This window comes from Megalodesulfovibrio paquesii (genome assembly GCF_054653055.1).
The window spans coordinates 420,585-430,867 of record NZ_BAAIGQ010000001.1 but is presented as its reverse complement, the minus strand read 5'-3'; the positions used below and the strand labels follow the sequence as shown (position 1 = coordinate 430,867).

22 protein-coding genes and 1 other RNA gene are annotated in these 10,283 nt (G+C 65.6%); 2 read left to right on the top strand and 21 right to left on the bottom strand.

Annotated elements, in window-relative coordinates; all coding sequences use genetic code 11:
* The 10 genes from ACYQ00_RS02010 to ACYQ00_RS01965 form a co-directional block, all read right to left on the bottom strand.
* A partial coding sequence (locus tag ACYQ00_RS02010; protein ID WP_460030558.1) for a phage portal protein family protein occupies positions 1 to 610 on the bottom strand: 610 nt, incomplete at its 3' end.
* Positions 611 to 752: 142 nt separating this feature from the next.
* Positions 753 to 2,108, bottom strand: coding sequence for a terminase large subunit domain-containing protein (locus tag ACYQ00_RS02005; RefSeq protein ID WP_460030557.1), 1,356 nt, complete (start codon positions 2,106 to 2,108; stop codon positions 753 to 755).
* 12 nt (positions 2,109 to 2,120) lie between these two features.
* On the bottom strand, positions 2,121 to 2,672 hold the full coding sequence (locus tag ACYQ00_RS02000; RefSeq protein ID WP_460030556.1) for a DUF3486 family protein: 552 nt from the start codon (positions 2,670 to 2,672) through the stop codon (positions 2,121 to 2,123).
* The gene (locus ACYQ00_RS01995) at positions 2,591 to 2,983 is read right to left on the bottom strand and encodes a VpaChn25_0724 family phage protein (RefSeq protein ID WP_460030555.1); all 393 of its coding nucleotides are present in this window, start codon (positions 2,981 to 2,983) and stop codon (positions 2,591 to 2,593) included. Before ACYQ00_RS01995 ends, ACYQ00_RS02000 begins: the two co-directional genes overlap by 82 nt.
* Entirely contained in the window at positions 2,980 to 3,330 is a 351-nt protein-coding gene (locus ACYQ00_RS01990) for a DUF2730 family protein (protein ID WP_460030554.1), read from the bottom strand. The genes ACYQ00_RS01995 and ACYQ00_RS01990 overlap by 4 nt, the downstream gene beginning before the upstream one ends.
* An 11-nt stretch (positions 3,331 to 3,341) precedes the next feature.
* Positions 3,342 to 3,557 (bottom strand): hypothetical protein, encoded by a 216-nt coding sequence (locus ACYQ00_RS01985; protein WP_460030553.1) that lies wholly within the window; start codon positions 3,555 to 3,557, stop codon positions 3,342 to 3,344.
* A gap of 29 nt (positions 3,558 to 3,586) precedes the next feature.
* Complete coding sequence (locus tag ACYQ00_RS01980) at positions 3,587 to 4,183, bottom strand: N-acetylmuramidase family protein (RefSeq protein ID WP_460030552.1); 597 nt, start codon at positions 4,181 to 4,183, stop codon at positions 3,587 to 3,589.
* A 125-nt stretch (positions 4,184 to 4,308) separates the two neighbouring features.
* Positions 4,309 to 4,587 (bottom strand): hypothetical protein, encoded by a 279-nt coding sequence (locus ACYQ00_RS01975; protein WP_460030551.1) that lies wholly within the window; start codon positions 4,585 to 4,587, stop codon positions 4,309 to 4,311.
* Between the two features lie 77 nt (positions 4,588 to 4,664).
* Positions 4,665 to 4,883: a hypothetical protein gene (locus ACYQ00_RS01970; RefSeq protein ID WP_460030550.1), complete on the bottom strand. Its 219-nt coding sequence runs from the start codon at positions 4,881 to 4,883 to the stop codon at positions 4,665 to 4,667.
* On the bottom strand, positions 4,880 to 5,530 hold the full coding sequence (locus tag ACYQ00_RS01965; RefSeq protein WP_460030549.1) for a Rha family transcriptional regulator: 651 nt from the start codon (positions 5,528 to 5,530) through the stop codon (positions 4,880 to 4,882). The genes ACYQ00_RS01970 and ACYQ00_RS01965 overlap by 4 nt, the downstream gene beginning before the upstream one ends.
* Before the next feature lie 298 nt (positions 5,531 to 5,828).
* Between ACYQ00_RS01965 and ACYQ00_RS01960 the strand changes: the two genes are divergently transcribed.
* Both ACYQ00_RS01960 and ACYQ00_RS01955 read left to right on the top strand, forming a co-directional pair.
* Positions 5,829 to 6,062: an Ada metal-binding domain-containing protein gene (locus ACYQ00_RS01960; protein WP_460030548.1), complete on the top strand. Its 234-nt coding sequence runs from the start codon at positions 5,829 to 5,831 to the stop codon at positions 6,060 to 6,062.
* Positions 6,041 to 6,526, top strand: coding sequence for a thermonuclease family protein (locus tag ACYQ00_RS01955; protein ID WP_460030547.1), 486 nt, complete (start codon positions 6,041 to 6,043; stop codon positions 6,524 to 6,526). The genes ACYQ00_RS01960 and ACYQ00_RS01955 overlap by 22 nt, the downstream gene beginning before the upstream one ends.
* Before the next feature lie 32 nt (positions 6,527 to 6,558).
* Here ACYQ00_RS01955 and ACYQ00_RS01950 read toward each other — a convergent pair whose 3' ends face one another.
* The 11 genes from ACYQ00_RS01950 to ACYQ00_RS01900 all read right to left on the bottom strand — a co-directional run bounded on the left by ACYQ00_RS01950 (position 6,559) and on the right by ACYQ00_RS01900 (position 10,274).
* Positions 6,559 to 6,846 (bottom strand): hypothetical protein, encoded by a 288-nt coding sequence (locus tag ACYQ00_RS01950; RefSeq protein ID WP_460030546.1) that lies wholly within the window; start codon positions 6,844 to 6,846, stop codon positions 6,559 to 6,561.
* Positions 6,843 to 7,214 carry a hypothetical protein gene (locus tag ACYQ00_RS01945; RefSeq protein ID WP_460030545.1) on the bottom strand — a complete coding sequence of 124 codons (372 nt, stop codon included), beginning with the start codon at positions 7,212 to 7,214 and terminating at the stop codon, positions 6,843 to 6,845. The genes ACYQ00_RS01950 and ACYQ00_RS01945 overlap by 4 nt, the downstream gene beginning before the upstream one ends.
* Positions 7,211 to 7,501 carry a hypothetical protein gene (locus tag ACYQ00_RS01940; protein WP_460030544.1) on the bottom strand — a complete coding sequence of 97 codons (291 nt, stop codon included), beginning with the start codon at positions 7,499 to 7,501 and terminating at the stop codon, positions 7,211 to 7,213. The genes ACYQ00_RS01945 and ACYQ00_RS01940 overlap by 4 nt, the downstream gene beginning before the upstream one ends.
* Positions 7,494 to 7,931: a hypothetical protein gene (locus tag ACYQ00_RS01935; RefSeq protein WP_460030543.1), complete on the bottom strand. Its 438-nt coding sequence runs from the start codon at positions 7,929 to 7,931 to the stop codon at positions 7,494 to 7,496. Before ACYQ00_RS01935 ends, ACYQ00_RS01940 begins: the two co-directional genes overlap by 8 nt.
* Positions 7,931 to 8,398 (bottom strand): gp16 family protein, encoded by a 468-nt coding sequence (locus ACYQ00_RS01930; RefSeq protein WP_460030542.1) that lies wholly within the window; start codon positions 8,396 to 8,398, stop codon positions 7,931 to 7,933. The genes ACYQ00_RS01935 and ACYQ00_RS01930 overlap by 1 nt, the downstream gene beginning before the upstream one ends.
* On the bottom strand, positions 8,395 to 8,763 hold the full coding sequence (locus tag ACYQ00_RS01925) for a hypothetical protein (RefSeq protein WP_460030541.1): 369 nt from the start codon (positions 8,761 to 8,763) through the stop codon (positions 8,395 to 8,397). The genes ACYQ00_RS01930 and ACYQ00_RS01925 overlap by 4 nt, the downstream gene beginning before the upstream one ends.
* Positions 8,764 to 8,796: 33 nt before the next feature.
* Complete coding sequence (locus tag ACYQ00_RS01920; RefSeq protein ID WP_460030540.1) at positions 8,797 to 9,066, bottom strand: hypothetical protein; 270 nt, start codon at positions 9,064 to 9,066, stop codon at positions 8,797 to 8,799.
* Positions 9,067 to 9,076: 10 nt separating this feature from the next.
* An RNA gene (locus ACYQ00_RS01915) (hammerhead ribozyme type II) lies at positions 9,077 to 9,141 on the bottom strand.
* The gene (locus ACYQ00_RS01910) at positions 9,140 to 9,421 is read right to left on the bottom strand and encodes an HU family DNA-binding protein (protein ID WP_460030195.1); all 282 of its coding nucleotides are present in this window, start codon (positions 9,419 to 9,421) and stop codon (positions 9,140 to 9,142) included. The genes ACYQ00_RS01915 and ACYQ00_RS01910 overlap by 2 nt, the downstream gene beginning before the upstream one ends.
* A gap of 26 nt (positions 9,422 to 9,447) precedes the next feature.
* Entirely contained in the window at positions 9,448 to 10,089 is a 642-nt protein-coding gene (locus ACYQ00_RS01905) for a DUF3164 family protein (RefSeq protein ID WP_460030539.1), read from the bottom strand.
* Positions 10,086 to 10,274, bottom strand: a complete 189-nt coding sequence (locus tag ACYQ00_RS01900; protein WP_460030538.1) for a hypothetical protein — start codon at positions 10,272 to 10,274, stop codon at positions 10,086 to 10,088. The genes ACYQ00_RS01905 and ACYQ00_RS01900 overlap by 4 nt, the downstream gene beginning before the upstream one ends.
* Positions 10,275 to 10,283: the final 9 nt, after the last annotated feature.

Sequence of the window (10,283 nt, the reverse complement as noted above, 5' to 3'; positions counted from 1 at the left end):
CCAGGCCGCCCCGGATGGGCAGGCCGCTCTTGAGCCGCGCATAATGCACCACGAACTGATACGGCGGCAGGGGCATGCCGTCGGGATATTCCGGATCCAGCAGCCGCAGCTCCTCGCCGCTGTCCCGGTCAAAGATGAACCACCTGGGGTCGCGTCGTTTATACTCCCGCGGCGTCCAGCGCGGCCCGCGCTCCCAGCAGATTTCCACGGCGGCGAAGCCCTTGCCCAGGGCGTCCAGCAGGTCCATGACCAGCCAGGTCATCTGCGGCGTGGCCACCAATGCCCGCACGGCGTCGGCCAGCTCCTGATCCCGCGGCGCGTCCGAGGCCGCCTCCACCATGCGCGCCAGGCCGGCCACGGCCAGCTTGCGCGTGCCCAGCACGCCGGCATAGTGCAGATCCCGCTCTTCCATCTCTTCGGCCAGGCCCAAAAACTCCCGGCAATCCCCCTGGCCGGCGTCCATGAGGATGCGCGCCACCCGGTCCGGAGTCAGGCGCGAGGCGATGAGGGCGTCCGGCCAGGGATTGCGCAGGCCCGTGAGCCTGGGCGCGGCCACTTCCCGCGTCAGTTCCGCCGGCCGCACCGGCCGGCCCAGATGATCGTACAGCATAGAGGCTCCTTGCGTGGGGCGCTGCCCCACACCCCGCCGGGGGAAATGATTTCCCCCCTGTCCTACTGGCCCCCTCAGCGGGGTCCAGGGGGATCATCCCCCTGGCAGGGGGCTTGGGGGACGGCGTCCCCCATTCTCCTTGTCAAAATCTACCGCGGCACCAGCCGGCGCCGGCCTTGACCAGGCGGCGCACGGCGTCAAGTGCTTGGTCGCTGGAGGCATGCGCCCCCTGGCGCACGGCTTGGTAGGCGAAGCGTTCGGCTGCGGTGCCGCCGGCATAAAGGGCCAGGAAGAGCGCCCAGGCCCGGTCGGCGTGGGAATCGGCATCCCCCTGGGAGAGAAACCGCGGCGCGCCCAGGGGCGCCTGGATTTTCTTGAGGGAATGCAAGTCCCGCCGAAGGCCCGTGTCGCCCTGGGGGATGCGCAGCCGGCGGTCCTGAAAGGCTTCCTTGCCCAGGGTGGCCAGGTGCTGCTTGGCCGGCCCGGTAAAGAGCACGCCTTCCACGCGGTACTGGCCGTGGGCGTCCTTGGCGTCTTCCACGGGCTTTTCGCCCATGCCGGTCTGGTCCATGCAGCACCGGACCACGGTGTACTTGTCGAAGCACGCGGCCAGCAGGGCATCCTGTTCCTTGAAGGTCGCCCGCTGCCGCGTGATGAGCTCGCGCGCCCAGAAGACGTCGCCCACCAGCTCCAGGACCCAGATGACGAACAGGTCCTTGCGCCGGCCAATGTCCACGCCGATGTAACAGGGGCCGCCCTGGTAGTGGTCCGGCTCCCCGGCCGCGTCATGCTCCACGGAATTGATCAGGTCATAGGACAACCAGGCCGAGGCTTCGTCCAGCCACTTGAGTTCGTATTCTTGCGCCCAGGCGTCCTCGTCATCCAGACCTTCCCGGAGCTCGGCTATGTCCCGCGGCAGCCCGTCGGCCACCGCGCGGTGGATGTCCACCACATGGCGGGACCAGACCCGGCTTTCCCCGGTCATCAACTCATAGAATTTGTTGTCCTTGCCGTTGGGGGTGGAGGTGATGCGCAGCCGGTGGCCGGCGGAGATGACCGGAAAGAGGGCCTTCCAGATCGCCTTGGAATCCTGGTGAAAGGCAAATTCATCCAAGAAGCAGGAGGCGGAAAACCCGCGGGCCGTGTCCGGATTGGCCGGCAGGGCCGTGATGCGGCTGCCGCCCGGCAACGTCACCTCCAGGGCCTTGTAGGAGGCCTCGCCCTTCCAGTCATATTCCAGGAAATCAAAGGCCGCGCCGTAGGCCTGGGCGTGGCGCTTGACGCCTTCGTCCATGGCCTCCTTGGCCTGGCGCTCCCCGCGGGAGAGAATGACCCAGCGCTCCCGCCAGCCCTGGGACGCCGCTTCCAGGCAATCGTCCACGATCTCCAAGGTTGTCGTGAACGTCTTGCCCGTCTGGCGTGCAAGCATCCCGATCTTGAACCGGCTTTTGTCGCCGATCCATTGGCGTTGATAGGGGTAGAGCTCCAGGGCTGGCATGGATTACCCGGACTATCCGGACAGGCCGTAAACCTGTTCGCGGATCATGGCCAGGACGTCCGGGGAGAGCCCGGCCTTGTGCCCGGCCTGCTGCAGGGCCTCGGCCGCCCGCGCCCGTTCGCGTTCCAGGATGCGCGCCGCCCGCTTCTCGTTCTCGCTGGCCGCCCGTTCCAGCTTTTCCACGGCAATGGCCAGCTTCATGAGCAGGGCCGGCGTGGCCCCGCCTTCCTCTTCGGCCAGCCCCAGGGCGCAGTCAAAGGCCAGGGTCCGCAACACTTCATTGAGGAGGTTGCCCACCTCGCCGGCCGGCTGGGAGCCCAGCTTGCCGATCCACATGGCCGCCACCTCGCGGCTTTGCTGCAGGCGTTCCCCCACCACGGCCATGCTCCGGGCGTAGCGGTTCACCGCGCTCTTGGAGATGCGCTCGGCATGGCCTTCCTCTGCCAGGATGGCGTTGATACGCGCCGTGGCCTCCAGCTGCGTCACCCGCGGATCACGCAGCAGGGCCTGGAGCTGTTCCTTGATGTCCGGCGGCAGGCGGTCAATGGTCGAGGGCTGGGGCATGCGATTCCCCCTATTCCCCCGGGCAAGGGCCGGGCCACGCCCGGCGCCTCGGCCAACCCCCGGGAAACATCCAGGCCGCGGGGCGTCAGGCTGGCCACGGTCACTCCCGACACAGCCTCACGATTGACCAGGCCAGCCTCGGCCAGCCAGGCCAGGGAGCCTTCGACCTGGTCCAGGGTGCTGGGCAAGCCGGCCTCGCAGCAGCAGGCCTGCAGCAGCGGGGCGTTCAGCCGGTAGCCGGGCTCCAGGGCCAGCAGGCGCAGCAGGTCCAGCCGGCGGCGCTGCTCCACGGTGGTGGCGTAGGTGTTCATGCGTTGCGCTCCAGGAGGAAGGTATGCATGGTGGTGAGCAGTTGGCGGTTGGCCCGGGATTCGCCGGCCAGGTCGTTCAAGGTGGTGTCGATGCGGTTCATGCGCTCGTAGACCTTGCCCAGCTCCGTGTGCAGCTGGGTCTGGCTGGGCGTGGTGCAGCAGGTGGTTTCCACTTTGGCCAGGCGCGAGGCATGGTCGTTCAAACGCTCTTCAAGGGTGTCTTCCAGTTCCTTGATGCGCCGGTTGGTCACGCGTTCGCGGTTGACCATGTAAATGTAGATGCCCAAGGCCCCGGTAAAAAACGTCTGGGCCAGGTCGATCCAGAACTTGGCGGTGGCGTAGTCCACGGGCGTCGGCCTTACTTGATGGCCTTGGTGGCCACCATGCGACCGGCAATGGCCACCACACCGCCCAGGGCCGAGGCCACGCCCACCACGGCCTCCACCAGCTGGGCCTGCTCCTCGGGCGACAGGGCATAGCCCGCCACGCTGGCGGCCCCGGCCAGCACGGCCACCAGGCCGCCCCAGAAGGTCTTGGATGCGAACAGGGGTTTGACGGTATTGAAATCAGCCATGGGGATGCTCCTTGTGTGTGGGTGGAAGGTTACTGGGAGGATGCCGACCGGCAGCGCGCATACGCCGCGGCCAGCTTGGTGTCGTACTTGTTTGCCGCGTAGCCCGGCCCGTTGTAGCGCCGGGCGAATTCAGCCCAGTCCAGCCGCTGCAGGGGGGCGACCAGACTCGCGGCACGCAGGTAGGCGCAAAAGGCCTCCAGCTGCCGCGCCTCGCTTGCCTCGTGCGCAGCCACGAAGGCCTGCACCGTCTCGAATCCGCAGGACCGGTGATTGAAGCCCATGATCTGAAACAGCCCCCAACTCGCCGAACACAACGCCGCCTCAACGTGCAGCGCCTTGGCCTGCGCCAGACGGGCATGCTCCGCCGCACCGCCCTTGTATTTCGACCGGTCCCACTTGCGGTACACGATGCCAGGGTGCGCCACGGACAGGGGCTCGGGGGCGATGCCGCGCCGCTGCAGCTCCCGCCAAAAGACATGCCCCTCAAACAAGATCTTCGGCCGGCCGTCGGGCAGAAATCCGCGGCCCGAGGACTCCACGGCCACCACGGCCCGCACGGCGCACGCCTCCACCCCCAGGGCGGCGGCTGCGGCGGCAATGTCGGCATCGGTCAGGGGAGTGCGCATGAGACCTCCAGGCAAATAAGATGCAGCAATGTGCAGACGCTACCCCTGGCGGACCAAAAAAAACGGCCTGACACGTGTCAGACCGAAGCGGGCCGAAGCAAGCGGGGCAAGGAAAGGGGACGGGGTCAAGGCGCTGGGGATGTCCCGGGCAGCACGGCCGCAGGATCCACGCGCCGGCCCTGGCGGTCCGTGGCGCGCACCTCCCCGCCGGGCGTCTGCTCGATTCTCCCCAGCGCCCGGCCCTGGCCGTCCCGCAGGATCACGCCGTCCCCCTGGCGGGTGTAGGTTCCAGTGGTCCTCCCCTGGCCGTCCACCATGCGACCGGCGTCCGCCGCCTGGGCGGCCTGGGCAGCAGCAGGCAGGGCCAGGAGCAAGGAGAGGATCAAGGCGATGGTGGTGCGCATGGCGGCCATCCTATGTGGAGTTGGGCGAAAAAGGAAGGCCCTGCCCCCTGATGGATCAGGGCCTTCCCCCATATGCGTTATGCAGCCAGGCTGCCGGGCCGCCGGCACGGCGGCAGGCCCTTGGCCAGGGTCAGGGTTTCCTCAAGAGCCATCACCACGCACTGCAGCCCATAGGCTTCCTCAGGGGCCAGGGGCTCCAGGGCCACCCGCTCCGCCACGGCTCCCAGAAAGGCCGCCACGCTGGCAGCCCGGTCCAGGGCATCCTGGCACGTGTCCGTCGGGCGCAGGTAGTTCATGCCCTGGCCTCCATGGAAAACAGGGCCTGCGCCAGTTGCGCCCCAAAGGGCTTTTCCTTCTCTTGCTGGGGGTCGATCAGCCCCAGGGCCTCGGCCTGGCGCAGGATTTTGCGGATCGTGTCCTTGTGCAGGCCCGTCAACCGCGTGATCTCCCACCGGGCCAGCCCCATCTTCGCGTACCGCCCCACCCGCAAGAGCAGCTGCCGCCGCTCATCGGGCAGGGCCAGGAGCCCGGCCACCCGCTCCCGGTGCGTGGCCTCCAGGGCCTGCCGTTCCGCTTCTGCCTGCCGCAGGCGCTGCACCAGGGACGTTTTCACGGCCGCTTCAAGGGCGTTGAAGGCAGCGATGTAGCCTTCCTTCCAACGCATGGCCTCCGGGCCGGTGTAGCCCATCACCAGCATACTGAACCCGTCGCGGGTCAGCAGACACATAGGAAGACTGCGACCAAAAGAATCGATGTAGGAGGTGAATCCAAAATTGGAGGCACTAAATGATTCCGAACAGTTAACGGAAATTTCGCGAATGTCGCGCAACACATGGCCGTGCTGCTTGCCGAAGCGCTCGGCAATTCGCAGGGAAGAGACCATGGGCTGGTCGCCGTGGAACTCCAGGTCGCGGGTCACATCAAGGGGGATCAGGTCAGACATGGGAACCTCTCTAGATTTCTGATGAACAAAAAGCCGGGCGCTCAGAACCGCTAGAGGCGGCGGACGTATTCCCCCTTTCGGGGTATTGTATTCGGTCCACACCCGGCGTTGAATGCAGCGGTGCCATTGGCGCAGATGGCCAATGGGCGCAAAAAAACCGCAAGGCTGACGGGTGCGGTGTCCGCTCTAGGAGTTCTGAGGCTCCGTGCGGAAAGAGTTGCACCCGATGCGGGAAAATGTCAAGAGCCTTGCATGCTGGCTCGTCAATGCCGCACACCCTGTAGCTATCGGAGGAGACATGCTTCCACTTCGCAACTTGGCCGTCTCGCTGGCCTTGTCCCTGGCCTTGGCCGTAGGCGCTGCGGCCATGCTCCACGCCGCCGGGGCAACGTACCACGGCAACACTGAATCCGGCATCTTCCATATCCAGGGCTGCAAGCACTTCAACTGCAAACGCTGTACAGCCGTCTTTGAATCCCGCGATGCAGCCATTGCCGAAGGATACCGTCCATGCAAAACCTGCAAACCATGACGCGGCTGCTTGTTTTCCTGCTGTTGCTTTTGCCGGCCTCTGCCTGGGGCTGGTCCGGCGTCGTCTCGTACATCCCCGATGGTGACACCATCCACGTCACACTGAACAATGCCACGACAATCAAGGTGCGGTTGTACGGGATCGATTGCCCGGAATCTGCCCAGCCTGGAGGCTTCGAGGCGACGCAATTCGTCCGGGCCAAGGCCTACAACGCGGTGGTTGAAGGGGAAACGGTGGACGTGGACCGGTATGGTCGGCAGGTTGCCCTGGTCTCCATTGACGGCAAAAGCCTCAATGGGGAGATCGTGGAGGCCGGGCACGCTTGGGTCTACACAAAATATTGCACCATCGCCGTCTGCAAGCAATGGGACGCAAGCGAGGCTGCCGCGAGGGCAACGAGCCGCGGCCTTTGGGCAGAGCCTGATCCCACCCCGCCGTGGGAGTGGCGCAGGCGGAACAAGTGAACGAAGCCGGGGCAACCCGGCTTTTTTAACGCTCACGATGCCACCCCCGAAACCAGGCAGAGGCTGCGCCACTCGCGAAACGAGGGCATGGCCTCGAAGAGGTGCCGGAGCGCGGGCGGGGCTTCTTCCTCGAAGGTGAAGAGCTCGGCAACTTCTTCGTCAGTAAAGCGTTCGCACACGCCATCTTCCGAGGCGTCCCAGCCAATCCACCGCCAGCGAAGGCCCAGGTGGAATTCAAGCATGCTCGGGTCAAACCATTCTTTGAGCATGTACCACGACTGCATAGTCTGCACGTGCAAGGCCTTGCGATAGCAGGTCATTCCCCAGCCTCCATGAGGATCTCCCGCATGCGCTCGTGCGTTTTTGGCGCGAACCCAGTAGGGAACTCATCCACAAGCAGGGCCTCAAGCTCCTCCCAGTGGGCCACCAGGGCCGCCCATTGCGGGGAGACGTCGCACATCAGGGGCAGCTTTTCCCGGAACCCCGGCACCGTCTCCAGCAGCAGCACGCAACGTCGGAAATCAGCCGGGTCAAGCGGATGAAACCTCCACCACTTCTTGTCCCGGCCCAGGGCGTCAACGCCCGTCAACCGGGTGAACAGTGCATTCGAGGACAGCCCGCGCTCGCCGTTGGCAAGCCATTGGATGGCTTCCATGGGGAGCGAAGCGAATTCGTTGCCATTGCTCATTTCTGTGCCTCCAACCGTCTAAACATGAACACCTTCCCGCCGGCTTCCATGGCCAGGATGCCATCCTGGCCGATGGTGGCCCGCACGGGCTTGCCATCGGCGCGGAGCTGAAAGACCAGGCCGGCGTCTGTCTCGGCCACGTCTTCAACCAGCAGATCCCGGGCGAAGGCCCGGCCGTGGATAAAGCCGTACAGCCGGCCGCCGCCCACGTCGAAGCGGACCACATCCTTGCAGCCGGGAGATGGCCTCCGCCAGGTCCCTGCCAGCCGGCCCAGGGCGTCAGTCATCAAACAGGCTCCCCTGCCGGGGGCCGGCCTCCCGTGCCCGGGCCAGCACCCGGCGCACCGTGCGTTCGGTCAGGCGCAGGTCCAGGGCCACATCCCGCGGCGAGGCGCCGCCGGCCACGCGCTCCACGATTTCGGCGTCCCGGGCCTTCCGCACGGCCTCGGTGCCCAGGGGCACGTTGCACAGATAGTCGCCGCCATAGATGGCCGCCAGGCGCGCGGCCTCCGGCCAGCCCATGATCCGGGCGATGGGATGCCCCGGCCCGATGTGCCGCGGGATGTACAGCCGGGCCACCCCGCCGTAGGCCTCCATCAGCCGCAGGCAGGCCTCGCCCCCGCCGGGACCGAGCTCTTCGGCCAGCGCCCGCAGGGAGGCCGGCAGCCAGCGCGTCCGGTGCGAGGGGTCGCTCAGCAGGGCAGACGGCCGCGGCATCAGGACTGCCTCCCACCGTGCCGCCGATTGTGCACCGAGAGTGCGCCCACAACTTTGCGCAAATCCTCGGGCGTGGCCCATTCCATCTTTTCCACGCCGGTCATCTTTTTGAGCAGGCCCTCGGCATACGAGAGGGGCACAAAGCGGCCTTCGTCCTGCCCCTTGGCGGCCAGCAGGGCTTCGATTTTGCGCAGGAGTGGCGCGGTGCCGCGGCCCGTCTTCACATCCGTCGGTTTTTTAGACGGCTTGAACCCGAGCTGGCGGAACTGGTCCAGCAACAACCCCAGCTGCGCCGGGGTCAGGTCTTTGGCAGACCCGACGCCAAACCGATCCTGCAGCAGGTTGCGGTACACATCGTCATCCAGCCGCAGCTTCTGCTTGGCCACGTGCACCAGGGCCAGGGCCTTTCTCTTGTCCTGCGGGGCATGGGTGGGGCCATGTGCGGCAGCGGTTCTCGTGCGCTTCATTTCGGTTCCTCCAGCGTCTCGTACAACACGCGCGCCACCTCATACCGCGCCAGGGCACGGGTGACGGCGTCTAGGGATTCGTCAACCTGGGCGGTCAATTCCGCCAGCCCCGCGCGCATGCGGTCGCGGGCAACGGCCAGCTCGGCCTGGGCGGCGCGTAACGACAACGTCGCCCGGCGAAAGGCTTCGATGGATTCGGCGGGAATCAGGGGCACAGCGCCCGCAGGCTCCGGCGCGGCAACCGGCGCGGCAACACGCGCCGGCATGGCCTGCCAGGCCGGCAACGGCTCAGGCTGGGCAAAGCACAGCCGGTCCACTTCCTGGATCACGTCCTCGTCAAAGCAGTTCAGATTCAGGCCGTCCATGCTACAGCTCCTTCACCACCCAGGCCTGGCTCATTATTGCTTCACCAGGGTATGGCCTTGCACTTTGCAATCTGCCCGCAACATTTGATGCGCTGCGCGGAATCCCTCCCGCGTCAAAGGGAAAATGTATGAGAGTTCGGCTGCCTCAAAGGCCTCGAGGTCAAATTCACCCATTCTGAAATAGGGAGATTCGTCCAAAGGCATGGCGACAAGATACCCCACCAGCCCATCACGGGGCGTGATCAATCCGGCGAATCCGCAACGCTCGGGGTCGATCCGCCACATATCCATGCACATTTCCATACTGCTCTCCTTTTGGCTGCTCATCAGGGCCGGGCACCACCGCCGGCCGACGGGAGGAGACCTCCCGTTTCGCTTACGGATTCACCGCCCCCTTCAGCGCTTGCGCCAGATTGAGCTTCACCGTGTTGCTGGCGGCAATCTCCAGCGGCGCGCCGGTCTTGGGATTGCGCCCCATGCGAGCGGCGCGCTGCTGCACTTCCAGCTTGCCCAGGCCCGGCAGGGGCACCCTCTCCCCACGGGCCAGGGTTTCAGTGGCCACCGCGGCCAGGGCGTCCAGCACTTGGCCGATGGCGGTCTTGGTGATATCTCCGGCGAACTTGTCCTTGATGGCGTCGATGAGCTGTGCTTCGGTCATGATGATTTCCTTCTTCTTCTCTTGGGTTATGCGTCGCTCAACGTCAGGGGGATGTTGCGATAGCTGCCGTCTTCCTGACGTTCGAGAATCTTGAAGTGCGTTTTGCTATCCACCACGCGCAGGCTGTCCTTGATGGCCTCCATGGCCCGAGTCCAGCGGTCGTCTTCAAAGGTCAGGCGCAACAGGCTCAAGACCTTTGCCCGCGAGAGCATGCCATTGCCGTCGTCCTGGAAGGCCGCGTCAATGATGGTCTTCACCTGCGGGGACACGCCGGAGGTCCATTCCGTCAGGCAATCCTGGACCAGGGCCTGCGCCGCCTTGATGCGTTCGTCGAACTCCACCCGCTCCTGAATGACGCGTTCGACTTTGTACCGGCCGTCAAAGGTCGGCAGGCTGACATTGCCTTTGCTACCACCGCGTTTGACGCCGTACTCCTCGAATGCCAGATCCACGAAGGCGGCCACATCGCCGGACACCCTGGCCTTGAAGTCCCGCAGGGCCTGGCGCAAGGCCAGGGCATCTGGGATGATGGACCGGACCAGGTCATCGCGGGCCATGTCCAGGGGTTTGATGTTCTTCACGTGTACCAGATTGCCGCGGGCATCCTGGCGAAAATCGGCCATGTCGGTCTGGGGTGTCGCTCCGTAGGCCGCCTGTTCCTCACTCATGCCGTCACCTCCTCTGCTTCCATGTTGGCTCTGTCCGTCGTTTCCAGGGCATCCACATGCTTGGCCAGCTGCACCAGCCGTTCCGCAATATCCCTGGACTCGCGTATCAGGTTGGGGTCGCTGCTCCAGCCCTGCAGCCGCTGCACGGCAAAGGCCGTCTCCATGATTTCAATAGCGATTGACATTGCAACACT